Origin of the sequence: Vreelandella sp. F11 (genome assembly GCF_042466685.1) — a bacterium.
Lineage (GTDB): Bacteria > Pseudomonadota > Gammaproteobacteria > Pseudomonadales > Halomonadaceae > Vreelandella.
On the sequence record NZ_CP170448.1, the window covers coordinates 3,580,479 to 3,604,106 of the forward strand.

Here is a 23,628-nt window from a genome sequence, read left to right on the forward strand (position 1 = left end):
AAAGGGTTAAGGCGAAGGCACCAGCACCTGCTGGAATAGAATCGTTTCAAAGTGCACCATGGGCTCGACAGACTTCAACGTCTTGGCGCGTAGAATAGCGCCCTCCCAACCGGTAAGGATAAAACTGGCGAGCGCTTCTGGCGTGGTATGGATGGCAATATCACCTTGCGCCTGGGCATCTTTCAGGCAGAGCACGAAGCGCTGCTCCCAGCGCTGAAAGACCAAATTTAGCGCATCACGGAAGGTGTCACTCTGGCCCGAAAGCTCTTGGCCAAGGTTACCAATCAAACAGCCCGTGGCGTGGTTGCATTCGTGCATATACTCACGGCCAGCCGCGAAGTAACGCCTTAGACGTTCGAGCGGCGGCGTGTCACTGTCTTCCAGCAACGCCACCAGCGTTTCATCATAGTTGGCGGCAAAGCGTTCGATCACTGCCAGCCCGAAATCTTCTTTGCTGGAGAAGTAGTGATAGAAAGAGCCTTTAGGCACACCGCAGGTTTTTAACACGGCATTAATGCCCGTCGCGTTGTAGCCTTGCTGACTAATCAGCTGAGCGCCGCTATCGATTAATTTGTCACGCGTTGCGGTATTTTTCATATGCTTAAAGTAGACCAGTCAGTCTATTGCTTTCAAGTGAGAGAAAGCCAAGTGAGTGAAAACCAATTTGTAAGAAAACCAAGTGGTAATAAAGCTCGGTGAGTGGCAGTTGCACGTTATTTACACATTGTTTGACTAATGGCTGCTTAACAATGCGCGATGCTAGCATCATACGCTTATTTTTCTGGAATTTTCGCCCCTAATGGATGACGCGCGGTAATGACTCTTTCTCGCTATTACGCTACGCATCAACATGGCCGCATTCGTTTAGGTGCCGTGGTTGCATTATTGATTCTTGTTGCCACTTTGGCGCTTGCTTGGTGGATTATTACCCAACCGCCGCGTATAGAGCGTACCCCACCGCCGGAGCCTCTGCCTAGTATGGTAGACGTTGTCACGGTGAGCGCTAGTGCCCAGGCTCCGAACCTGTATGCTTTTGGTCGCGTTGAGGCGGAGCAGGAAACAATGCTGGCCAGCCGTGTGTCGGGCCAGTTGGAGCGTTTTGCCGACGGCGTTGTGCCCGGCCAGGTAGTCGAGCAGCAAGCGCCGGTCGCCTATATTGACCAAGCCGACTTACAGCTAGCCCTTGAAGATGCCGAGGCTCAGCTCGCCAATGCCCAGGCCCAGCTAGCGCTAGAGCAGGCAGAGCAGCAGCGGGCGCGCAGCGAGTACGAATCCTTTGGCCGCCAGCTCTCTGCCGAACGGCGGGCGCTGGTACTGCGTGAACCGCAGTTACGCCAAGCCCAGTCTCAGGTCACCCAAGCGCGGGTGGCTCGCGATCAAGCGGCGCTCAATGTGGAGCGCGCCACCCTCATCGCCCCCTGGCGAGCCATGGTGCAAGAGCGCTTGGTCGGTGCCGGCAGTTTACTCAGCCAAGGTACCGAGGTACTGCACCTAGTGGGTGTAGAGCAATTTTGGGTGCGCGCCTCGCTCCCCGGTGAGTGGACTGAGTGGTTGGAAGCAGGCACCACAGTCACCTTAACCAGCCGCGGCTGGCCCGAAGGCGCCACACGCCAAGGGACACTGGTCTCAATGCTGCCTAGCCTTGAAGAGAATGGCCTGCAGGCTCAACTGTTGATCGCCGTTAACGACCCGCTCGCCCTTGAGACCGACGGCCCTGCCCTGCGCCTGGGTGACGTGCTGCGCGCCTCTTTCCAACCGGCTGTTCAGGAGCAGCTCATTTCTCTGCCGTCTGCGGCACTTCGTCCAGGTGACGTAGCATGGCGGGTAGATGAAGATAATCGCCTACGCCGTACACCGGTCACCCTGGCTTTCCGAGGTGAAGATGATGCTTTAATCCGTAGCGGTTTGGAAAACGACCAGCAGGTCGTTACCTCAGGCTTGGCCCAGCCCCGCGAAGGCCAGCTAGTGCGCATCCGCCGCCCCAACGACACCCCGGCTCAAGCGGGTGATGAACCGGGAGACGAATCATGAAGGTGCCACGCGGCCCGTTAGCTTGGATGGTGGATCACGGCGTAGCGCCTAACTTACTGATGGTGCTATTTATCGTCGGCGGCCTAATGGCCTCGCTGGCGATTAAAAAAGAGGTCTTCCCCGAATTCGATATTGAAGTCGTACAAGTCTCTATCAGCTACCCTGGCGCCACGCCGGAAGATGTGGAACAGAGCCTGCTGCTACCGATGGAAGCCGCGATTGCTGATGTAGAAGGCATCGACGAGCTGACCGCCACGGCCAGTGAAGGCAGTGCCAGCGTCAACGCGACACTGATTGACGGCGTGGATGTGATGCGCGCCTACCAGGATATTCAGCAGGCGGTGAACGCCATCACCACGCTGCCCAGCGCTGCCGACCCACCCCGTTTTACCCTGGCGGGGCGCTCCCGCAGCGTGTTGAGTCTGCAGGTCTACGGCCCAGTCGGCCTAGAAGCACTGCACGACGCCGCCGAAGATGTACGCGGCGAACTCCAAGCCACCTCGGGCATTTCCCGCGCTGAGCTTTCCGGCAACCGCGAGAGAGAGATTCAAGTTCATCTCGATGATGAGGCCATTGAGCGCTTTGGCCTCGATCATCAGGAACTGGCCAGCCGCATTGCCGAAGAGGCGTTGGATCTTGCCAGTGGCCAGCTAACAACGGCCGAAGGGGAGTGGCTAATTCGCTACCAAGGGCGCCGCAACAGCGCCGAAGCCTTTGCCGAGCTGCCGATTCTGACCAGCACTCAGGGGGCGCCGATTACCCTGGGTGAGATCGCCAGAGTCAGCGATGGCTTTGCCGAAACCGACCGGGAAGAGTTTTATAACGGTCAACCCGGCCTCTCCGTGGATGTTTACCAAATTGGTGATCAAACCCCGACCAGCATTTCACAAGCGGTCAACGGTGAGCTTGAGCGCCTGCGTGCAGGCATGCCCGAAGGCGTCAGCCTGGATATTTCCCGCGACAGCTCAGAGGTTTACGAAGACCGCCTCAGCCTACTGTTAAAAAATGCCTGGATGGGCCTAGCGCTGGTGCTGGTACTCATGGCGCTGTTTTTAGAAGCACGGCTGGCGTTCTGGGTCACCCTGGGTATCCCAACGGCGTTTCTCGGCGCGATGCTGTTTCTGCCCTGGATCGGCGTCTCGCTCAATATGATGTCGATGTTCGCCTTTATTATCGCCCTGGGGATCGTCGTCGATGACGCCATTATCGTCGGCGAGAATATCTACAGCTACCGTGAAGAGGGCTATTCGCTGCGCGATGCGGCAGTCAAAGGCGCCAGCGAAATTGCTACCCCGCTGACCTTCGCGATTCTTTCCAATATCGTCGCCTTTATGCCGCTGCTGTTTTTGCCCGGTTTCCTAGGGCTGATTTTTGCTACCGTGCCGGTGGTTGTGGTGACCGTCTTTTTAATCTCCTGGCTGGAAGCCTTAGTGATTCTGCCTGCCCACTTGGCGCATAGTCGCAAGCCCCGCCAAACCCCGACGTGGCAGCGTCCCCTTGAAGCGCTGCGCCAGCGGCTTCAGGGCGGTTTGCACCACTTTACCTATCGCCAGTTTGAGCCTTTCTTGCAGCGCGCCCTGAACCAACGCTTGCTGAGTATTTCGCTGGGCATCGCCATTCTGCTCATTGCGCTCTCCTGGGCAATCAGCGGCCGGTTGGGTTTCTCGCTAATGCCACGGGTCGAATCGGATCAGGTGCAGGCCACAGTCACCCTACCCATTGGCAGCAATATCAGTGTTAGCCGCGAGCTAAGCCAACAGCTACTCGACGCCGCCGATGCCCTTAGCGAGCGCGAAGAGACCCTCAGTTTTAGCAGTTCACGCAGCCGCCTGGACGGCGAAAGCCTGGAAGTGCGGTTAGATATTGCCAGCGAAAGCCTGGAAGCTTGGCCACCCTCACGCATCGCACGAGAGTGGCGCGATCTTAGCGGTGATTTGCTCGGCGCCCAGTCAGTGCGTTTTGAAGCCGACGTCGGCGGCCCTGGTAGTGGCGCGGCGCTCAGCCTTCGCCTCTCCCACCCGGATACCCAGGTTCTGGAAGCTGCCGCCGAACGGCTAGCGGAAACGCTGGGTGGCTATGGTCTTACCGATATCGACAGCGGCCTGGGGGACGGAAAACCGCAGTTAGAGATGCGCCTTTCTGCCGAAGGCCGCGCCTTGGGGCTTACGGGTAATAACTTGGCCCAAGCCCTGCGCGGCCCCCTCCAGGGCGCCACGGCGCTTGAGCAGTACGTAGGGCGCAGTGAGATCAGCGTTGAGGTGCGTTTGCCCAATGACAACCGCGACAGCCTGAACGAGCTTTACCGTATGCCGGTGCGCACGCCCGATGGGCTGAGTGTACCGCTATCCCGGGTGGCCGACATTACCCTCAGCCAAGCCTCTAGCAGCCTTGAGCGCATTAACGGCCGGCGGATTATTACCGTCACTGCCGATTCTGAAAGCGACCTGGCCATCAACCAAGTGCTTGCCACACTACAGGAGGAGGAGTTCCCCAATCTGGAAGCGACCTGGCCGGGGCTGGAAGTCAGCATGGGCGGTCGTCAGCAGGACACCGCCGACAACCTAGCCACGCTTAAAACCTCCATGTGGTTAATGATTGCGGCACTCTACGCCCTGCTCGCTATTCCCTTCAGAAGCTACCTACAGCCGCTACTGGTGCTGGCCGCCATTCCGTTTGGCATTGTCGGCGCCGTCGCTGGACATATGATTATGGGCTTCGGGCTTTCGATTATCAGTTTGTTAGGTATGTTGGCGCTATCCGGCGTGGTAATTAATGATGCGCTGGTACTGATCGACTACGCCAATCGCAAACGCCGCGAAGGCATGGCCGCCCGGGAAGCCATTGTGGCCGCCGCCACTCGCCGCTTACGGCCAATTATGATGACCACGCTGACGACCTTTCTCGGTCTGGCACCGATGATTTTGGAAACCTCGCGGCAGGCGCGCTTTATGATCCCCATGGCGATTTCACTGGGCTTTGGCATGCTGTTCGCCACCGTGATCCTGCTGATACTGGTACCCTGCCTCTACCTAGGCATGGAGAACACCCGCGAACGACTTAACGCACCGCGCCAGCCCGTACTGGACAAAAAGGAGGGAGCCCACTGATGGCCTTGCTCTCAGCCATACGTCAATGGCGCCCCTCCCGGCTGGGGCTCAAGCTGTTTGTGATTATTCTCAGCGTGAACGTAGCGATTTCAGCCAGCATGTTTCTGGCCGTCTCCTACAGTATCGACCGCGGCTTTCTCGACTACCTCAATCAAGCCCAGGAGCGCCGCGCCACACTGCTGGCTGACGGACTCGTCACCCGCTGGGAAACCCAGCAAAGCTGGGAGTGGCTGGAGCAGTCGCCGGAACGCTGGCCGTATATCGTCCGCTTTGAGCTAGGACAGGAGCATCGTGATCGCCCTTCCCCGTTAGGTGAGGCGCGTGATTTCACTCTTCGCGCCGCCGATGACCGCTTTGTAGTGCCGCCCAGGAGTGGTCGGGAAGGCTCAGGCAGTTGGCATTGGCTGACGCTGCATAGTGGTGACACCCATATCGGCTCGTTGGGTTTTCGGCCTCCCCGAGAAATGATGGAGCGTATGGAGAGCCGCTTCCTTGAGCGCCAACAGCGTAACTTGGTGCTTATCGTGATATCGCTCTGCGTTGCCTCACTGCTGCTGGCAGGCGGGCTCTCCTGGTGGCTGGGACGACGCACCCGAGCACTGGCGGGCGCCACGCTGAGGCTTACTGAGGGCGACTATCGCACTCGACTGCCTGAACGCGGTCGCGATGAGCTGTCGCGCTTGGCGCGCGACTTCAACGTTTTGGCGGCCACCCTGGAAGCCAGCCGCGATGCCCGCGCACGCTGGGTGTCTGACACCGCGCACGAACTGCGCACGCCGCTGGCGGTGCTGCGCGGCGAGATCGAAGCCATGCAGGATGGCATTCGCCCACTGAACCAGGAGAACCTTAGCTCCCTCGCCCAAGAGGTGGGGCAGCTAGAGCGTTTAGTAGCGGATTTGCGCCTACTGTCGCAAAGCGACGCGGGTGCGCTGGATATCCAACTGGCACCGATGGATCTAAGCGACTGCCTCGACAGCCGCCTGGCCGACGCCGACCGCTGGTTAGTCGAAAGCGGTTTAACGCTGACCGAACAGATCGAACCTGGCATTATGATTCGTGGCGACGCCCAGCGCCTGCGCCAGCTCTGGAACAACCTGCTGGACAACAGCTGCGCCTATACCCAGCCGCCGGGCGAGCTACGGGTCACGCTTACCGCGCAGCAGGGAATGGCAGTGGTCATCTGGGAAGACAGTACCCCAGGCGTACCGGAGGGTGAATTAGCTCGCCTGACCGAGCGGCTCTATCGCGTCGAAGGCTCGCGCAGCCGTGCCAGCGGCGGCAGCGGTTTAGGGCTTTCGATTGCCAGCGCCCTGGTTAATGCCCACGGCGCAACGCTGACGCCCTCTAGCTCAACGCTAGGCGGGCTACGCTGGACGCTACGTTTTCCGCTGTTGACTGCTGATTAATATTGCCAAGGCTGAGGTCACCAAAACTGATATTACAAGAACCGTTAAGCCCTGCTTTTACGTTCACTGTTAAGCGAGTCTACCGCTATGTCTGATGCTGCCTCTTTACTGATTGTTGAGGATGAACCGAAGATTGCCCGCCTAATGGCGGACTACTTAACCACTCATGGTTTTGAGGTGACGACCCTGGGCCACGGCGATGAGGTAATGCCGTGGCTGGCGCAGCACTCCCCCGCTTTGGTGCTACTCGATATCATGCTGCCGGGTAAAGATGGCCTCACTCTCAGCCGGGAAATACGTCAGCAGTGGCCTGCCATTGCCATTATTATGGTCACCGCCAAAGTAGAAGAGGTTGACCGCCTGCTTGGATTGGAACTGGGCGCCGACGACTATATCTGCAAGCCGTTCAGCCCCCGGGAAGTCGTCGCTAGAGTGAAAGCGGTACTACGCCGCAGCCAAGCGGCAGCCGATGCCCCAGCCGAGGTGCAAAATGCACCGGTGGTATTAAACGAAGATGGCTGGCAGGCACTCGCCCACGGGCAGGATTTAGGCCTGACGGCGGTGGAGTTCCAGCTACTGCGGGTAATGATGCAGGCGCCGGGGCGAATTTTCAGCCGCGAGCAGCTTATGGATCATATGTATCGCGACAACCGCATCGTCTCGGAGCGCACTGTGGACAGCCACATCAAAAAGCTGCGCAAGAAGATCCACGAAGCGCTGCCTGAACTGGAGATCATCCGTTCGGTATATGGCGTCGGCTATAAGTATCAGCCGGAGGGGTAACAACAGGACTGCTTATGAAGGCGCTGGTAGTAGAAGACAACGTAAATTTAGCTAACTCTATTGCAGCGACTTTACGTGAGGCTGCCTTTAGCATTGATGTCGCCGACGACGGAAGAAAAGCACTCCATATGCTCGAACAGGGCGGATATGACTTGTTGGTACTGGATCTTGGCCTACCTGAAATTGATGGCATTTCTCTGCTACGCACATTACGCCATCAGCAGGATACGATCCCCGTCTTGATTATTTCGGCTCGCGACAGTCTGGATCAGCGCATACATGGTCTTGAAGTAGGCGCAGACGACTACCTATGCAAGCCTTTTTCGTTAGAAGAAGTGACTGCACGCGCCCGAGCGTTAGTACGGCGTGCCAAGCACTTTGGCGGAGAAACGCTGCAGTGTGGGCGTTTAGAGTTTTTACCCGATGCCATGGAGCTGCGGCTTGACGGCAAGCCCTTGCTGTTGCATCGCCGCGAATTAGAAGTCATGGAGTACCTGCTGATCAACCAAAACCGCCTCGTTAATAAGGATCAAATTATCGACCGACTATCTACCTCAGATGAGACGGTCAGCTATGCCGCAGTGGAAACTTACATCTCCCGGATTCGTAAAAAAATTGGCTACGATTTCGGTTTAAAAACGGTACGCGGTCTGGGCTATTACCTTGATTCTAAAAAAGATGGTTCTAAAGACGTGAAAGCCCCTGGCTATGAATAAACGCACATCGATCCGCAGTCGGCTGCTGTTATGGATCGGACTGCCTTTTACCGCCCTCGCGATCTTGGCATTGATCTCTAGTCACCTGCTGCTGTCTCGGCAAATTAATGCCACCTTTGATGACCTACTACTTAATGCCGCTCAGCGGCTGGAGCGTCGAATTTACACAGCAGATGGTGAACTGCGCATTAATATGCACTATTTCAGCATCAGTACACTTGGCAGCAGAGGCGAAGGAAAAATTTTCTATCGCATCAGAGAAAGTGACGGAGACATAATCGCAGGCTTTAGCGGTTTGACAGATCCCCCTGAAACGTCGCAAGAGCCCATTTTTTATGATGTAGATTATGCGGGCAATGCTTTAAGAGCCGTTGCGCTTACTCTTCCATTCCGGCGAGGAGGCGAACCGGTAGACATTGAAGTCGTCGTCGCCGAATCAAAGGAAGCCCGCCACACCCTTACCAATGACTTTATGATAACGCTCACAGGGTTAATGGTCGTTACAGGATTACTAGCCATTTCAATTGCACTTTTAGCCATTCACCTTGGGTTATCACCTCTTAACGCCGTTAGCCAGGCCTTGCGACAACGTTCACCGAATGACTTACATGCATTGGATGATGCAGCCCCAAAAGAGATTCTGCCGCTAATCCAGAGTATTAATCATTTAATGCAGCGTATGCGACGTAGTATTGAAAGCACTCAGCAGCTCAATGCCGATGTTTCGCATCAGCTTAGAACACCTGTCTCAGAGATTCGCGCTTTAACGGAAATGTCGCTTAAAGACGCATCCCAATCACCCGCTCATACTAGCCTGCGAGAGATCCAGCGCATTGCTGAACATGCCAGCCATACCGTTAAGCAACTGCTTAAATACGCCAAAACACGCAGCGAATTAGTCGATACATCTCACCTCGAAAGTGTCGATTTAATCGCCATTTGCCATGATGCCTGTGCTCAGACAGCCCCTAATATCTATAAACAAAACCAAGAGCTCGCCTTCGACCAACATAAAGCAATACCTAACATTTTGGGCGACCCCATTATGCTGCGTTGGTTGGTGACCAACCTTATCGAAAATGCCAGCGTGCATGCAGGTGGCCCCATGGCCTATAGAGGCGTTATAACCGTTGCACTAACGGCTAACACACGTCAGGTAACGTTAACGGTTAGCGATGAGGGTGCTGGCGTGGAGGAAGCGCAGCTTTGCAAATTGACGGAACGTTTTTTCCGCCACAACAAACATACGCCTGGAAGCGGATTAGGGCTGGCCATTGTGGAACAAATTGCAACGACGCACTCTGCCCACCTAACGTTAACTAATCGGCCCCAGGGCGGCTTTGAGGTCACGGTGACTTTCCCCGCTATTTAAGCGGCTGATTGACCATTCGCAGCATTAGCGGGGTCATAAAGATCAATAGCAGTAGACGCAATATATGGTGAGAAACAACATAGACTGGGTCGATACCCATCACCATGGCAATCACCGCCATTTCTCCTACTCCACCAGGAATTAACGCAAGCAGGACGGCAACGAAGGATAGTTGAGTAAAACTTGAAACCAACCACGCCATTAGCGCCGCTACCACCAACGCAAATAGGGCAAAAGTAATCCCATAGCGCCCCATGCTGACCACCTGCGACCACTGAGTTCCTGAAAAACGCGAGCCTACAGAAGCCCCCAGCACCAGAAAGGCAGCAAGCACTACCCCGGCTGGCAGGGAGTAATCAGATCCAAGGTTAGCAATAATGGCCCCTGCGGCCATGGGCCCTAAAAACTCAGGCAGGGGAATTCTTAACAAGCGCGCTAGCCACCAACACAGTGGTGCCAACAACAGAGGCAAAATATCGACTAAGGCTAGCGCTGATGATGAACTGGCAAGCGCTACATCATCAACAAAGAAACTCGCCACAAAAGCCGCCCCCGAAACCACGGTGACTAAGCGTAGCGAGTGAGAGATGGCGATCCAGCGTAAATCTCCGTTAGCACGTTCAGCCAGCACCAGCGCTGAATTCATACTCCCTGGGTACGAGCAAAAAATAGCATTCATCCGCCCTACACTCGCTCGGTTAAAAATCCAGAAACCGCCGATCAGCATTAGCCCCATATAAACCAGCATTGCCAGCACACTGGGGTACCACAAAACTAACCCTACGAGTTCATCTGCTTGGATTCGACTGCCGATAAATAGCCCTAGCAGTGCGATGGCGGTGCGATGCAGGCGCTTATCGACACCTGTTTTTACCCCCATCAGTGATAAGCCCATCACCATAAACAGAGACCCAAGCATCCAAGCCAAGGGCAATGAAAAAAGGGTGGCAAACCAGCCACCCACAAAACCCAAGCCAACGGTAATGACAGTTCTTTTCAACATCTCAAATTCTGAATTCAGGAATCATAGTTGAGCAGCCTCTTGGCGCGCTTTAAGGCGCTTCATTAATGGCTGGCTAAATAGCGAGATAAGCAGTAAGGCAAAAATGGCCAGCGTCACAGGGCGCTCAAAAACGTACGTGATGTCGCCACCACTGATTTGGTAGGAGTGAAGTAGCGATTTTTCAGCCAACGATCCTAATAGCATGCCGATAACAGCGGCGGGTACGGAGTAGCCGTAGTGGCGAAATATCCACCCGATCACCGCAAACACCAGTACCGTAGCGGGCCCCGTCATATTGCCGGTTAGCCCGAAGGATCCCATGACCGCCAGCACCAACACAGAAGGAATCAAGTAGCGCATGGGCACTTTGACGATATTGGCCAAAAGAGGAATAAACAGTAAACCGATGATCACCAGTAGAAACACCTGGGCAAAGTTAGCGAAGATAATCGCGTAAACCACATCAGTTTGTTGGCGAATAAACTGTGGGCCGCCAGTGATATTATGCATAGCAAACGCCGCTAACATGACCGCTGTAGCGCCACCGCCGGGAATCCCTAGTGCCAGCAGTGTTGCCATCGAGCCCCCTTCGGAGCTGCTATTCGCCGCTTCTGATGCCACCACGCCTTTTGGGTTGCCCTTGCCAAATGAATCAGGATCCTGATCACGACGCTTAGTTTCTATGTAAGAGAGCAGGTTAGACACGGAGGAGCCCACACCAGGAACCGCCCCGACCAACACCCCGATCAAACCACCCCGAATCATCACAACAGGGTAGCGCATCGCCATTCTGCAACCTTCGAAGATCTCACTTACCTTGACCTTGCGGGCGTCGGCAGATTCAACGATGAAGCCTTTGTTGGCCAGCTTAAATAGCTCAGAGGCCGCAAACATGCCCATCATGGCAGGGATAACGGGGACGCCATCCAACAGGTAAGTCTGCCCCATCGTCCCCCGTGCCAAGCCAATTTCACTAAACCCAACCGTACCGACTAACAGGCCAACAAAACCGGCAATCAAGCCCTTAAGCACCTGTTCGCCTTTTAAGCTCGCAATCAGCGTCATTCCCCAGAGAATCACTACAAACATCTCTGCTGGCCCTAGTCTCAGCACCATGTAGGAAAGCGGCTGTATCATAAAGAACAGCACCACATAGCCCATCAGCGCGCCAATCACCGAGGAGGCTAACGCGACGCCTAACGCCTGGTTATGCTGCCCCTTCCGAGCCATGGGGTAACCATCAAACGCGGTAGCGATTGCCGAAGAGGTACCCGGTATATTCATCAAAATTGCCGGGATACCGGCACCAAAGGAGCCGCCAGTAAAAATAGCGGTGAGAAACAACATGGCTTGAATAAAGTCCATGTACATGGTCATCGGCAGGAAAATGGCCATCGCCATTGATATCTGTAGGCCTGGCGTTGCGCCAAAAATAAGCCCCAGTACGATACCCGGCACTACCACCAGCCAAGGGCCAAAATTAGAAAAAAGCAGATCCAAACTCTGCCCTACTGCGCCAAAATCAATCATGGTATCTCCTCAGCTTGGAAGCAGCAGCAGTGTCATCGGGTACGGCAGCATCTGCGAGAAAAAGAACGCGACACTCAGCCCAAACGCGACGCTATAACCACCTAACAACAGCCAATTGCGCTCTCCCTTAAGAACCAGGAAAAGCGCCAGAAACACTACAGTGGCAATATCAAAGCCTATCGCTTCAAGCGACAGCACATAGGCGGCGAAGAGACCCACAACTGGTAATGTTTTATGCAGTGGCTCCTCTTCAGAGGAGCGAAATAGCGAGCCGTGTTTAATACGCAGGATCAATTCAAGTGCAATAATCGCCAACACGATAACGGCAAGTGGCAATATAAGCAGCAGGTTTTGCGGCGTGGCGGATACGCGAATGGCATCTAATAAATACCATAGTGTAAAGCCAGCCAGACCCATGAGAACGATAAAGTCCCCATAGTCACGTTTAGATTCAGACATGGTAAAACCCCATACTGGCCCCTCATTAATGTGAAGGACCAGCGATTATGGAAGGATTAGCTCGGAAAAGATCTGGAAAAAGAGTCCAGATAAACTAGTTCAGCAGGTGAGCGTACTTCTCAAACACCTCATAATTTTCACGCATCAGCTCGTTGGAGCGCTCTGGGCCGACCCAAACGCCGCCCATTTCGTTGCGCTCAAGCTGCTCTTGAACATCTTTGCGAGCAAGCGCATTTTGAATAGCAGAGGAGAGCTTCTCAAAACGCTCGGGGTGCTGGCGCTCCATTTCACTGGTTACTGCAAAGCCGCGCATTGAGCCCTGAAGAACGGGCACCTCAAGATTCATCGGCGCCAGCGCTTCGTTGATCGGGAGTGCATCCCACTGCTCAATGCGCTCATCACTGACGATCGCCAACGGGGTTAGAAACTCACGAATCCCCTCACTGCCTTGGGCACTAATAGAGACAAAATCCACCTGCCCACCCGCTACCGCTGAACGGGCTTCACCACCGCTGTTATAGGTCACCAAGTTGAGGTTATCTTGGGGAATACCTGCTTCATCAAGTAACAAGCGCACCATTAAGTGGCCAGCAGAGCCTTGAACTACCGCCCCACGAACTTGACCGCTCTCTTCACGAATTGCTTCAAGAAGACTGGGCAAATCCTCATAACCGCTGTCTTTATTGGCAGCGATTAGATCCAAATCAAACCACTGGAAGTTGATATAAGAAAAGTCGTCGACACTAAACTCTGCATCACCCGTCAGAATCGAGTTAGTTAAGTAAGGAGCAAACGTCGAGGCATAAACGGTATAACCATCATCTGGCACGTTAAGAACGTAATTCGAGGCGACTTGGGTACCCGCACCAGGCCGATTAGTCACTTGTATCGGTACGCCTAGCTCTTCGGAAATGGGGCCAGACATCATGCGGGCCATGCGATCCGCACTACCGCCCGTGCCAAAACCTACCACCATGTTGAGCGGTCGAGAGGGAAAGTCGTCAGCGGCAGCAGGAAGCGCCATTGATAGAGAGGCAATGGCGGCTGTTGCCCCTACCAGCATGGATTTAATATTAAGCGATAAGGACGCACTGGAAGTATTAAGCATAGCGTGGCTCTCTTTTTATAGGTTTGTTTGATTTTCGCACAGGTATCTCGCTGTGAGCCTAGAACGCTACACCCCGAAACTGTCACCAACCTTGCATAAAGTAAGAAGGCAACTAAAGTCTAATCCTCACTAGCTACCTGCCGATTAAGAAACGCCATGCCTGCATCAATGGTCATGCAGCAATGATGGCTGTCCCTGTTTCAATGACTTTCAGGTCACCTGAGTGTTTCTTAGCATATGCTAAAGTATTGTCTCAGACTGCCGATAACTCTATTAGCCTGCTTTAGAACCTATTTCTTTACGCAGGCCTGCGTAGTCGCTGTCGCGCCTGCTTAAAGTAGCCCTTAATCTAACGAGAGATTGCCATGACCATCTCTTTACCTACCGGGAGTGCCCCTTTAGACGCACATCCTTTACGTAGTGAGCCGTCAAATGTCGAGAAGGTAACAGCTACACCGGTCACTGCTAACGCCGCAACGACGGATTCCGACACCAGCATTCACTTGGATCTTTCTCCCGTGGCTAGAGGCATCGCCTCAGCTTCAGAAAAGGCTGGCAATACACAGGAAGCGAAGAACACCAAAATCGATGAAAGCGATCTACCGCAGGAGATTAAAGAACTACTAAAGCGAATTGTTGAATATAGAGAAAAATTAAAGGAGAAAGAGCAGGAACTGGAAGAGGTTATACGCGACCAGTCCCTAAACGATGAACAACGCCAAGCAAAACTCGACGCCCTGCAACAGGAAATCAGTAGCCTCAATAATTCGCTTCAAGAGGCTATGAGCCAACTAAGCAAACTCATCACTCAGCTGGATCTTGATGATGACGCTGTTGTCGGAATGATGTCATTGGCCATGTCTTGATGACGTATAGCCGTTAAGGATTGACCTGCCGATTAAGAAACGCAATACCCGCATCAATGGCGCCGCCACGCAGCAGGAAACTAGTAATATGACCACGCCAGCGCTGCAGATACAGCTCGCTCTCGATGCTGTTGTCCTGCAGGGCTTGATAGAAGTCCGTGGCATGATCCACTGGCACCAGCTGATCCCACTTGCCGTGGAACAGAAAAAATGGCGGCGCCTGCGGGGTAATTTGTCGCGCGGGTGAGGCTAGGCGATATGCTTCGTGCTCTTCAGCGCGGGTACCGCCGATAAAGTCGACGACTAAGCGCCCATCATCAAATTTGAGCAAATCACTGGGTAGCCCTCCAGCCAATACCGCGGCTAAACGACTCTGCTCGCCGCCGTAGGGTTCGGCCAGCGGCCCTTCTGCTCCCGCCACCGCCAGCAAGCTCACCAAATGCGCACCGGATGAAAACCCAACGCCTACAATTCGGTTTGTATCCACTTGCCACTCATCGGCATTGGCGTGAATCCAAGCCATCGCCTGCTGCAAGTCATGTAACTGGCTAGGGAAGCGATATTCAGGCGCAAAACGGTACTCAATATTCACCGCTACGTAGCCCTGACCCGCTAGCTGTTCAGCGATGCCCTGCATATCTTCCGGTGTGCGGTTGCGCCAGCCGCCGCCATGCACCACCAAGGCAGCAGGTCGCAACTCTCCGTTCGAGTCGTCGGGTAGATAAACATCGGCTGCTAACGCCTGGGGCCACTCTTCAGGTGTATAAGTGGCAGGTGCCAAGCGCGTAAAAGACTGGGGTTCACGCAGCATACTGCTTTCAATCGCGAGCTCATCTTGGCTAACGTGTTGGGCAGCGCTACAGCCACTCAGCATTAAGGCAATTGCACCCAGGCCAGTCACGCGGCGAAGGGAGGTAAACGCGCAACGCTGCTGCCATACGCGAAGTTGCTCGGTTCGCGACATCATGCTTCTCCTTGAAAATAGGTGACCCCTCACCTACCCACTACGACCTGCAACAAGCCAATAAGGTCACGATTGTTGCACACTCTCTGCAAACGGTTTGCACGCCATCTAGTAATACTGGCATCGTCAACTCACCAGGAGAGAACTATGAAAATTTCAAATGCCAGGAACGTTTCCATTCGTCAACTGTTTGCCCCTGCCCTGCTGGCTATCGCCATTATGCCATTAGCGTTTACTGCTCAAGCGCATAGCCACGGTGATCATGAAGGCCAAGGCCCAGATCGTGAACGTATGGAAGAGCGCATGGAGGAGCGCCGCCAAGAGGTCTACGAGCGCGCTGATATTTCAGCCGAGAAACAGGCTGAGCTCAACGAGGCACACGCCGAACATCGTGAAGCCATGCAGGCACTACGCGAAGAACACCACGAGCGGGTAGCTGAAATTCTCACCGAAGAAGAGCAGGAAGCGCTGCGCAACGCCATGCAGGAAGCCCATGAAGAGTATCGTGGTAAGCGTGGCAAAGGTGGCCACCACGATGATCATAGTGACGAGAACGCCGATAGCGAATAAACGCAGACCAAGCCTCGAACCTTGATCCAACGCCCGGTTTTCCGGGCGTTTTTGTGTCTGTGCTTTAGCCAGCTCGCTACTAACTCCACGCTAATTCAACCTAAATAGGAGAGGTTAACTTGATGAGGGTCGGTTAATCACGTATTTTATTTGAACGTTCATTCAAAATAAAATCATCTTTCAACAACAGGAGTCCGCCTGCATGGCGAAAGACAACCCGATCCTCCCCTCCCGCGACCGCCTCAATCCCGTGGTTTTCCACGGTAGTGTGGCCGGTATTCTTATCTTTTTAGTGCTCACCATGCTGTTTACTGAGCAAGCTGGGGCTTTTTTTGATGCAGGCCTTGCCTGGGTAAGTAAAACCTTTGGCTGGTACTACATGCTCGCCATTGTGGCCTACCTGGTTTTTGTGGTCGCCATTGGCATGTCCCGCTTTGGCAGTATTCGTCTGGGGCCCGACCACTCCCGGCCCGAGTTCTCGCTGCTCTCCTGGTCAGCCATGCTGTTTGCCGCGGGTATCGGTATCGACCTGCTGTTCTTCAGCGTTGCCGAGCCGGTTGCCCACTACTTGGCACCGCCGGATTTAACCCCGGAAAGCCAGGCCGCGATGCGTAACGCCGTCGTTCAAACCTATCTGCACTGGGGGCTCTCCGGTTGGGGGCTGTACGTGTTGATGGGTATGGCGCTGGCTTACTTCAGCTACCGTCATCGCCTGCCGCTGGCTATTCGTAGCGCGCTCTACCCGATACTGGGCAAGCGCATTCACGGCCCCATTGGTAACGCTGTCGACATCACTGCGGTGATCTCCACCGTGTTCGGCATTGCGACCAGCCTGGGTATTGGGGTGATGCAGTTGAACTACGGCCTCACCTATATGTTCGGCGTGCCGGAAACGCTCACCGTGCAGGTGATTTTGATTGTCTTGGTGGTGGTATTAGCGACGATTTCTGTGGTGACTGGGGTTGAAAAAGGCATCCGTCGCCTTTCGGAGTTCAACATGCTGTTGGCGCTGGCGCTGATGTTGTTTGTGCTCTTTTCCGGCGACACCCTGGTGCTACTGGATAAGGTGGTTAACAACGCCGGTGATTATCTGTCTGGGTTTGTCGGTGCAAGCTTTGACACCTATGCGTTTGCAGATGAGGGCGCCCAAGAGTGGAAGATGTGGTGGACAATCTTCTTCTGGGGCTGGTGGATTGCCTGGACACCGTTTGTGGGTCTGTTCCTGGCACGCATTTCTCGTGGCCGTACCATTCGTGAGTTTGTCGCTGGTGCTTTGTTTATTCCGCTCGCATTTATGATGGTGTGGATGTCTGTGTTTGGTAACAGCGGTATTGAGCTGGTGGCCAACCAGGGCGTTGCCGAGCTGGGTGAGCAAGCCCTTAACACCCCGCAAACCACGCTCTACACGCTGCTTGAGTACTACCCTTACGTTGGCTTAACCGCGGCAGTGGTCACTGTGCTAGGCATCGTGTTCTTTATTACCTCAGCGGACTCAGGCGCGCTGGTGCTGGCCAACTTCACCTCTATTTTGAGCGACGTGAACCACGATGCGCCGGTAAAACTGCGTATTTTCTGGTCAGCAGTCATCGGCTTGATCACTATCGCCCTGCTAATGGCTGGTGGCTTGAACGCGCTTCAGAGTGCCGTCGTTATCACCGCACTGCCCTTCTCATTAGTTATTTTCGCTGTGATGGTGGGTATGTATAAAGCGCTGAAGCTGGAAGGCAAAAAAGCCGATGCCCGCCGCATGATTGCTGGTGGCGCCCCCGGTGGCGACTGGCGGGAGCGCCTGGATCGCGCCCTGGATACCTCTAATCGTGCGGGCGCCGCTGCGACAATTGAGCACTCCATTCGCCCAGCAATGACGCAGTTTGCTCAGGAGCTTGAAAGCCGTGGCCAAACCGCCAATGTGACCGAAGAGCACGTTGAGGGCGAGTCGCTGCCGAACTTGACCCTTCAAGTCGACTTCGGCGAAGCCACCAGCTTTGTCTATCAGGTCTGCCCACACCGCATGCGTACGCCAAGCTTCATCCCGGCCGATGACGACTTCTATGTACGTCTGGATGTCTACCTGGCGGAAGGGGGTCAAGATAAAGACCTGAACGGCTACACCCGTGGTCAGGTGATTGGTGATCTGGTGGCTGAGTATGAACGCCACCTTCACTTCCTCACTCTGGCCGGTGAGCAGATGGGCCACGTGCAGGCAATGCCCGGCACCATCGGTGAGCCGCCGGAAGACTCGCAGATATAAGTAAGCGTCTGTTCTTAGCCTAAAAAAATCCCAGCCAAGCGGCTGGGATTTTTTGTACACGAACGACTCCGCGACTAACGCCTTGTTGTGCAAATTTCAGTGCAGGCGTAGCGTAATGGCTTGTTTTCCCTATCACTTAGGAGGCTAGCCCCATGTCCCGCGCCCATCGATCTTCGGGTTACGTTTTCCCGCTGCCTGGCAGCGCGCTGGTCAGCGCTTGGCGTGAAGGGTATACGCTGGCCAGATTAAAGCGCGATGTGATGGCGGGGCTGACGATTGGCGTGGTGGCGGTACCGCTCTCCATGGCGCTGGCCATCGCCACGGGTGTGCCGCCTCAACATGGGCTCTACACCGCCATTGTGGCCGGCGCGGTGATCGCCTTAACCGGCGGTTCACGGTTTAACATCTCCGGCCCTACCGCCGCTTTTGTGGTCATTCTATTTCCCATTGTGGCCAACCATGGTCTGGGTGGCCTGCTGATTGCAACGCTCATGGCGGGCGCTATTTTGGTGGCGCTGGGGCTGTCGCGGTTGGGCAGCCTGATTCAGTACGTCCCCTACCCGGTGATTCTAGGCTTTACGGCGGGCATCGGCGTTGTGATTGCGCTATTACAACTGCCGGACTTTCTCGGTTTATCCGGGGTCGAGCTTGGCGACAGCACTCTGCAGAACCTAATGCTGATTGGCCAGGCGCTACCCACACTTTCACCAGCAGAGATCAGTGTTGGGCTTATCACCCTGGCGACGCTGTTAATCTGGCCCCGCCTGAATACGCCTGTACCTGCCCCGCTGGTCGGTTTAGCGGTGGGCACTGTGGCGGCTGCGCTGTTGCTGATGAGTGGTGTTGAAGTCGATACCATCGCTTCACGATTTAGCTGGGAGTTCGAAGGTGAGAGCGGCAGTGGCATTCCCCCCTTTGCGCCTAGCTTCACCGCGCCGTGGCATTTTCCCGGCGCTGATGGGAACCCGCTTGAGATCAACTTTGCACTGATTCAGGCGCTGCTCGGCCCGGCATTGGCGATTGCGCTACTGGCGGCGATTGAATCGCTGCTGTGTGCCGTAGTAGCGGATGGCCTAACCCGCACCCGCCATGATCCTAACGCCGAGCTAATTGGCCAGGGGCTGGGCAATCTGGTGGTTCCCTTCTTCGGCGGCATTACCGCCACAGCGGCCCTGGCCCGCACGGCAACCAATATCAAAAGCGGGGCGTTTTCACCGGTTGCAGCGGTCGTTCACTCCCTGGTGGTGCTGCTTGCCGTGGTGGCACTGGCGGGCGTGCTGGGGTTCGTCCCCATGGCGGCGCTAGCCGCCCTGCTGTTGATCATCGCCTGGAACATGAGCGAGGCGCGCCACTTCGTACATACGCTGAAAAGTGCCCCCGCCAGCGATGTTTCAGTACTGGTCATCTGCTTTGCCCTCACAGTGATTTTCGACATGGTCGTTGCCGTGGCCGTGGGTATTGGCCTGGCCGCCGCCCTGTTCATCCGCCGTATGGCACAGCTCACTCATACCCAGCGCCTGGCGGCACCCAACACCGGCGAGCACTTCCCGCCGGAAGTGGCACTTTATAAGATAAGCGGTCCGCTGTTTTTTGGCGCCGCAGAAAAGGCCATTGCTACACTCAGAGTGATTGACCACAGCGTAAAAATCGTCGTTCTGGATATGCGCGATGTACCCAGCCTGGATACCACCGCGATGGTGGCGCTGGATACCCTGCGCAGGGAGTTGGGCGAGCAAGGCATTGGCGTGATATTCGTTGGGCTGCCGCCACGTATAGCGCTAAAAATAAAACGCGCCGGCATTAAGCGCGAAGCGGGTAAGTTAGCGGTCGTCAATAACCTAGCCCACGCCGAGCGAATGGCACGACGTTGGCTGGGTGATAGCAGATAGGGAGTGGCTGGTGTGAAGTTCATGAGTAACGTTTAAAAGGGGAAGTCGCCTCCCCCTGGTAGAATACTTGCCAGGCATTAGCTGGCCATATCAAGCACAATACGGCCCTCTATCTTGCCGTCGATCATGCGCTGGAAGACATCGTTGATATTGTCCAGCGTATCGGTTGCGACCGTGGCTTTGACCTTGCCTTCGGCGGCAAAATCCAGCGCTTCCTGCAGGTCGCTGCGGGTACCGACGATCGAGCCACGAATGGTAATACCGTTGAGCACCGTGCTGAAGATCGGCAGTGGGAAGTCGCCGGGGGGTAAGCCATTGAGCACCAATGTGCCGCCGCGGCGTAACATATTCTGCGCTTGATCAAACGCCTTCGGCGACACCGCTGTCACCAAGGCACCGTGAGCGCCACCAATGGTTTTCTTCAGGTAGGCCGCTGGGTCGGTCTTCATGGCATTGACGGTTACCGTGGCGCCTAAGCGCTCGGCCAGGGCTAGCTTACCGTCATCGATATCCACAGCCGCTACGTTCAGCCCCATGGCTTTGGCGTACTGCACCGCCATATGGCCCAGGCCACCAATGCCCGAGATCACCACCCACTGGCCAGGGCGGGTATCGGTCATCTTCAAGCCTTTATAAACCGTTACCCCTGCACACAGCACTGGGGCTATTTCAATAAAATCAACGGCATCCGGCAATCGCCCGACATAGCCTGCATCCGCTAAGGTGTAGTCCGCGAACCCACCGTTAACGCTGTAGCCGGTATTCTGCTGAGACTCGCACAGGGTTTCCCAGCCACCTAAGCAGTGTTCGCAGTAGCCGCAGGCTGAATAGAGCCAGGGCACACCGATACGATCGCCCTCTTTGACGTGGGAGACACCTTCACCCACCGCCACAATATGCCCAACGCCTTCATGCCCGGGAATAAACGGCGGTGAGGGTTTTACCGGCCAATCGCCGTGAGCAGCGTGTAAATCGGTATGGCAAACGCCAGAGGCTGCCACTTTCATCAACACCTCGCCCTGCTTGGGGCGAGGTACGTCAACTTCTTCGATAACCAACGGCTGGCCAAACTCACGAACGACCGCCGCGCGCATTGTGCTATCCATGATGCAACTCCTAATAGTTTACGATACGGCCATTTAACAACGGCTCTTATCGGTAGAGTCAGCGTCAGGGGAACTGACATACCGCCCGACTAGTGCCGGGCGGTGTGGCTAGCTATACATAGAAAAACATGGCTGGTTAGAAGAAGCCCAGTGGGTTGATATCGTAGCTGACCAGCAGGTTTTTGGTTTGCTGATAGTGCTCAAGGGCGACCTTGTGGGTTTCGCGGCCAACGCCTGATTTTTTGTAACCACCGAAGGCCGCGTGGGCGGGGTACTGATGGTAGCAGTTAGTCCACACACGACCGGCTTGAATGCCACGGCCCATACGGAAAGCGACGTTGATATCGCGGCTCCACACGCCTGCGCCCAAACCAAACTCGGTGTCGTTGGCAATCGCCAGCGCTTCCTCTTCGTCTTTGAAGGTGGTCACCGCCACCACCGGGCCAAAGATCTCCTCCTGGAAAACACGCATCTGGTTATTACCCTTCAGCAGCGTTGGCTGAATGTAGTAACCGCTGTTGATGCTGTCGTCCAGGGTCTCTTTGTTACCGCCAGTGAGGAACTCGGCGCCCTCGTCGCGGGCAATATCCATGTACGACATGATCTTGTCGAACTGCTCTTGAGAAGCCTGAGCTCCTACCTGTACATCGGTATCCAGCGGGTTACCGCGCTTGATGGTTTGCGTGCGCTCGATCACCTTGGCCATAAACTCGTCGTACATGCTCTCTTGGATCAGCGCACGTGACGGGCAAGTGCACACTTCGCCCTGGTTAAAGAACGCCAGCACCAAGCCTTCGACTGCTTTATCAATAAAGGTCGGTTCGGCGTTCATGATATCGGCAAAGTAGATGTTGGGAGATTTACCGCCTAGCTCCACGGTAGAGGGAATGATGTTTTCCGCCGCGCATTTCAAGATATGTGAGCCAACGGGGGTAGAACCGGTGAAGGCAATTTTGGCGATGCGTTTGCTGCTGGCCAGTGCCTGACCCGCTTCGGCGCCAAAGCCGTTGACGATATTAAGCACGCCCGGAGGTAGCAGGTCGCCAATCAATTCGACGACTTTCAAAATCGATGCTGGGGTTTGCTCAGCAGGTTTGAGCACCACGCAGTTACCCGCCGCCAGCGCAGGCGCCAGCTTCCAAACCGCCATTAGAATCGGGAAGTTCCAGGGGATAATCTGGCCCACTACGCCCAGCGGCTCGTGGAAGTGATACGAAACCGTGTTGGCATCAATATCCGCCGCCGTGCCTTCCTGCGAGCGTATGCAGCCAGCAAAGTAGCGGAAGTGGTCAACCGCCAGCGGCAGATCGGCGTTCAGCGTTTCACGCACGGCTTTACCGTTGTCCCAGGTTTCGGCAACGGCAAGCATTTCCAGGTTCTGTTCGATGCGGTCGGCGATTTTCAGCAGAATATTGCTGCGCTCTTGTGCTGACGTTTTGCCCCAGGCAGGTGCCGCTTTGTGGGCAGCATCCAGTGCTTTATCGATATCTTCTGCCGTGGAGCGGGGAATTTCACAGAAAACGTGACCGTTGACGGGACTAATATTGTCGAAATACTGGCCTTTCACCGGAGCGACAAATTCGCCGCCGATATAGTTACCGTAACGTTTTTCAAATGACACCACTGAACCGGTATCACCAGGGTTGGCGTAGATCATTGTGTAGCTCCTGAGTATTATGATTATTTAAGGTGCTTTTTTAAGCTGCTTTGACAGTGTTGTTCACTAAAGCAAATGGCGATATAGCCCGATGGCAGGATTACCCCTCATCCCTTGGTAGGAGACGCCATGTATTCCCTGTTGGTGGCGGATGATCATCCGCTGTTCCGCGATGCGCTACAAACCGTGATTAGCGGGGGCTTGGCAGGTAGCCAGCTATTGGAGGCAGAGAGCCTCGCTGATGCGATAGCGTTGATTGAAGCGAACACCGAGTTAGATCTACTGCTGCTGGATTTAAGCCTGCCGGATGCAGAAGGGCTAGAAGGTTTAACACGGCTGCGCGAAGAGTTCCCCTCACTGCCGGTGGCGATTGTGTCTGCGCATCAAGAGCGCCAACTGGTACTCGATGCCATTACTCTGGGCGCGGTAGGCTATATCCCTAAATCCACACCCCGGGAAACGCTGCTGGCCGCGTTAACGCAGATTCTTGAAGGCCAGCTCTACTTGCCGCCCGATGTTATGCGTCGCCCAGCACCGCGCGCTGCTGCGCCTCCTCCCCCCAACAGCAGCTCACCAACCAGCGAACGCTTGGCGCGCTTAACCGACAAGCAGTTAGAGGTATTGGCGTGTATGACGACAGGCATGTCGAACAAACATATTGCCCGGGAGTTGTTAATTGCCGAAACCACCGTAAAAACCCATGTTTCGGCGATTTTACGTAAATTGAATGCCACCAGCCGGGTTCATGCGATCGTTATCGCGGGGGAGGAGGATCTCAGTTTTTACCGGGCCAATCGCGCCCGTTAGGGC

19 protein-coding genes are annotated in these 23,628 nt (G+C 55.2%); 11 read left to right on the forward strand and 8 right to left on the reverse strand.

What is annotated here, in order from left to right; genetic code table 11:
- Nucleotides 1-6 precede the first annotated feature (6 nt).
- Entirely contained in the window at nt 7-597 is a 591-nt protein-coding gene (locus tag ACFIOZ_RS16430; RefSeq protein ID WP_386079741.1) for a TetR/AcrR family transcriptional regulator, read from the reverse strand.
- Nucleotides 598-816: 219 nt separating this feature from the next.
- On the opposite strand from ACFIOZ_RS16430, the gene ACFIOZ_RS16435 reads away from it, so the two are divergent.
- From ACFIOZ_RS16435 to ACFIOZ_RS16460, 6 genes are all read left to right on the forward strand, one after another.
- A complete protein-coding gene (locus tag ACFIOZ_RS16435; protein ID WP_386079742.1) occupies nt 817-2,031 on the forward strand; it encodes an efflux RND transporter periplasmic adaptor subunit in 1,215 nt (404 codons plus the stop codon).
- A complete protein-coding gene (locus ACFIOZ_RS16440; protein WP_386079744.1) occupies nt 2,028-5,138 on the forward strand; it encodes an efflux RND transporter permease subunit in 3,111 nt (1,036 codons plus the stop codon). Before ACFIOZ_RS16435 ends, ACFIOZ_RS16440 begins: the two co-directional genes overlap by 4 nt.
- Nucleotides 5,138-6,544, forward strand: coding sequence for an ATP-binding protein (locus tag ACFIOZ_RS16445; protein WP_386079746.1), 1,407 nt, complete (start codon nt 5,138-5,140; stop codon nt 6,542-6,544). Before ACFIOZ_RS16440 ends, ACFIOZ_RS16445 begins: the two co-directional genes overlap by 1 nt.
- Nucleotides 6,545-6,631: 87 nt before the next feature.
- The gene (locus ACFIOZ_RS16450) at nt 6,632-7,327 is read left to right on the forward strand and encodes a response regulator (protein ID WP_386079747.1); all 696 of its coding nucleotides are present in this window, start codon (nt 6,632-6,634) and stop codon (nt 7,325-7,327) included.
- Between the two features lie 14 nt (nt 7,328-7,341).
- Nucleotides 7,342-8,043: a response regulator transcription factor gene (locus ACFIOZ_RS16455; protein WP_386079749.1), complete on the forward strand. Its 702-nt coding sequence runs from the start codon at nt 7,342-7,344 to the stop codon at nt 8,041-8,043.
- A complete protein-coding gene (locus ACFIOZ_RS16460; RefSeq protein ID WP_386079751.1) occupies nt 8,036-9,415 on the forward strand; it encodes a sensor histidine kinase in 1,380 nt (459 codons plus the stop codon). Before ACFIOZ_RS16455 ends, ACFIOZ_RS16460 begins: the two co-directional genes overlap by 8 nt.
- On the opposite strand, the gene ACFIOZ_RS16465 is transcribed toward ACFIOZ_RS16460, so the two are convergent.
- The 4 genes from ACFIOZ_RS16465 to ACFIOZ_RS16480 all read right to left on the reverse strand — a co-directional run bounded on the left by ACFIOZ_RS16465 (nt 9,408) and on the right by ACFIOZ_RS16480 (nt 13,515).
- Nucleotides 9,408-10,418, reverse strand: coding sequence for an AbrB family transcriptional regulator (locus tag ACFIOZ_RS16465; RefSeq protein WP_386079752.1), 1,011 nt, complete (start codon nt 10,416-10,418; stop codon nt 9,408-9,410). The two genes, ACFIOZ_RS16460 and ACFIOZ_RS16465, sit on opposite strands and share 8 nt — an antisense overlap.
- A gap of 21 nt (nt 10,419-10,439) precedes the next feature.
- Entirely contained in the window at nt 10,440-11,948 is a 1,509-nt protein-coding gene (locus ACFIOZ_RS16470) for a tripartite tricarboxylate transporter permease (RefSeq protein ID WP_386079753.1), read from the reverse strand.
- Nucleotides 11,949-11,957: 9 nt separating this feature from the next.
- Nucleotides 11,958-12,407, reverse strand: coding sequence for a tripartite tricarboxylate transporter TctB family protein (locus tag ACFIOZ_RS16475; protein WP_386079754.1), 450 nt, complete (start codon nt 12,405-12,407; stop codon nt 11,958-11,960).
- A gap of 94 nt (nt 12,408-12,501) precedes the next feature.
- Nucleotides 12,502-13,515, reverse strand: a complete 1,014-nt coding sequence (locus ACFIOZ_RS16480) for a Bug family tripartite tricarboxylate transporter substrate binding protein (protein ID WP_386079755.1) — start codon at nt 13,513-13,515, stop codon at nt 12,502-12,504.
- 365 nt (nt 13,516-13,880) lie between these two features.
- On the opposite strand from ACFIOZ_RS16480, the gene ACFIOZ_RS16485 reads away from it, so the two are divergent.
- Nucleotides 13,881-14,381 (forward strand): hypothetical protein, encoded by a 501-nt coding sequence (locus ACFIOZ_RS16485; RefSeq protein ID WP_386079756.1) that lies wholly within the window; start codon nt 13,881-13,883, stop codon nt 14,379-14,381.
- Between the two features lie 13 nt (nt 14,382-14,394).
- On the opposite strand, the gene ACFIOZ_RS16490 is transcribed toward ACFIOZ_RS16485, so the two are convergent.
- On the reverse strand, nt 14,395-15,345 hold the full coding sequence (locus tag ACFIOZ_RS16490) for an alpha/beta hydrolase fold domain-containing protein (RefSeq protein ID WP_386084115.1): 951 nt from the start codon (nt 15,343-15,345) through the stop codon (nt 14,395-14,397).
- A 147-nt stretch (nt 15,346-15,492) separates the two neighbouring features.
- Between ACFIOZ_RS16490 and ACFIOZ_RS16495 the strand changes: the two genes are divergently transcribed.
- From ACFIOZ_RS16495 to dauA, 3 genes are all read left to right on the forward strand, one after another.
- The gene (locus ACFIOZ_RS16495; protein WP_386079757.1) at nt 15,493-15,915 is read left to right on the forward strand and encodes a hypothetical protein; all 423 of its coding nucleotides are present in this window, start codon (nt 15,493-15,495) and stop codon (nt 15,913-15,915) included.
- Nucleotides 15,916-16,117: 202 nt separating this feature from the next.
- A complete protein-coding gene (betT, locus tag ACFIOZ_RS16500; RefSeq protein WP_386079759.1) occupies nt 16,118-18,166 on the forward strand; it encodes a choline BCCT transporter BetT in 2,049 nt (682 codons plus the stop codon).
- A 152-nt stretch (nt 18,167-18,318) separates the two neighbouring features.
- Nucleotides 18,319-20,055 carry a C4-dicarboxylic acid transporter DauA gene (dauA, locus tag ACFIOZ_RS16505; protein WP_386079760.1) on the forward strand — a complete coding sequence of 579 codons (1,737 nt, stop codon included), beginning with the start codon at nt 18,319-18,321 and terminating at the stop codon, nt 20,053-20,055.
- Between the two features lie 77 nt (nt 20,056-20,132).
- Here the strand turns inward: dauA and adhP are convergent, their stop codons facing one another.
- Entirely contained in the window at nt 20,133-21,161 is a 1,029-nt protein-coding gene (adhP, locus tag ACFIOZ_RS16510) for an alcohol dehydrogenase AdhP (protein ID WP_170938469.1), read from the reverse strand.
- Nucleotides 21,162-21,297: 136 nt separating this feature from the next.
- Nucleotides 21,298-22,818, reverse strand: coding sequence for an aldehyde dehydrogenase family protein (locus ACFIOZ_RS16515; RefSeq protein ID WP_386079762.1), 1,521 nt, complete (start codon nt 22,816-22,818; stop codon nt 21,298-21,300).
- Nucleotides 22,819-22,947: 129 nt separating this feature from the next.
- Here ACFIOZ_RS16515 and ACFIOZ_RS16520 point away from each other — a divergent pair, with 129 nt between their 5' ends.
- Nucleotides 22,948-23,625: a response regulator gene (locus tag ACFIOZ_RS16520; RefSeq protein ID WP_386079764.1), complete on the forward strand. Its 678-nt coding sequence runs from the start codon at nt 22,948-22,950 to the stop codon at nt 23,623-23,625.
- The last annotated feature ends 3 nt before the right edge of the window (nt 23,626-23,628 follow it).

Excerpts from the sequence above, each read along its gene's own strand:
- ACFIOZ_RS16440 (WP_386079744.1), top strand. The coding sequence starts at position 2,028 with ATGAAGGTGCCACGCGGCCCGTTAGCTTGGATGGTGGATCACGGCGTA.
- ACFIOZ_RS16455 (WP_386079749.1), top strand. The coding sequence starts at position 7,342 with ATGAAGGCGCTGGTAGTAGAAGACAACGTAAATTTAGCTAACTCTATT.
- ACFIOZ_RS16495 (WP_386079757.1), top strand. The coding sequence starts at position 15,493 with ATGAAAATTTCAAATGCCAGGAACGTTTCCATTCGTCAACTGTTTGCC.
- dauA (WP_386079760.1), top strand. The coding sequence starts at position 18,319 with ATGTCCCGCGCCCATCGATCTTCGGGTTACGTTTTCCCGCTGCCTGGC.
- ACFIOZ_RS16430 (WP_386079741.1), bottom strand. The coding sequence starts at position 597 with ATGAAAAATACCGCAACGCGTGACAAATTAATCGATAGCGGCGCTCAG.
- ACFIOZ_RS16445 (WP_386079746.1), top strand. The coding sequence starts at position 5,138 with ATGGCCTTGCTCTCAGCCATACGTCAATGGCGCCCCTCCCGGCTGGGG.
- ACFIOZ_RS16515 (WP_386079762.1), bottom strand. The coding sequence starts at position 22,818 with ATGATCTACGCCAACCCTGGTGATACCGGTTCAGTGGTGTCATTTGAA.
- ACFIOZ_RS16460 (WP_386079751.1), top strand. The coding sequence starts at position 8,036 with ATGAATAAACGCACATCGATCCGCAGTCGGCTGCTGTTATGGATCGGA.
- adhP (WP_170938469.1), bottom strand. The coding sequence starts at position 21,161 with ATGGATAGCACAATGCGCGCGGCGGTCGTTCGTGAGTTTGGCCAGCCG.
- ACFIOZ_RS16520 (WP_386079764.1), top strand. The coding sequence starts at position 22,948 with ATGTATTCCCTGTTGGTGGCGGATGATCATCCGCTGTTCCGCGATGCG.
- ACFIOZ_RS16450 (WP_386079747.1), top strand. The coding sequence starts at position 6,632 with ATGTCTGATGCTGCCTCTTTACTGATTGTTGAGGATGAACCGAAGATT.
- ACFIOZ_RS16475 (WP_386079754.1), bottom strand. The coding sequence starts at position 12,407 with ATGTCTGAATCTAAACGTGACTATGGGGACTTTATCGTTCTCATGGGT.
- ACFIOZ_RS16485 (WP_386079756.1), top strand. The coding sequence starts at position 13,881 with ATGACCATCTCTTTACCTACCGGGAGTGCCCCTTTAGACGCACATCCT.
- betT (WP_386079759.1), top strand. The coding sequence starts at position 16,118 with ATGGCGAAAGACAACCCGATCCTCCCCTCCCGCGACCGCCTCAATCCC.
- ACFIOZ_RS16470 (WP_386079753.1), bottom strand. The coding sequence starts at position 11,948 with ATGATTGATTTTGGCGCAGTAGGGCAGAGTTTGGATCTGCTTTTTTCT.
- ACFIOZ_RS16480 (WP_386079755.1), bottom strand. The coding sequence starts at position 13,515 with ATGCTTAATACTTCCAGTGCGTCCTTATCGCTTAATATTAAATCCATG.
- ACFIOZ_RS16435 (WP_386079742.1), top strand. The coding sequence starts at position 817 with ATGACTCTTTCTCGCTATTACGCTACGCATCAACATGGCCGCATTCGT.
- ACFIOZ_RS16465 (WP_386079752.1), bottom strand. The coding sequence starts at position 10,418 with ATGTTGAAAAGAACTGTCATTACCGTTGGCTTGGGTTTTGTGGGTGGC.
- ACFIOZ_RS16490 (WP_386084115.1), bottom strand. The coding sequence starts at position 15,345 with ATGTCGCGAACCGAGCAACTTCGCGTATGGCAGCAGCGTTGCGCGTTT.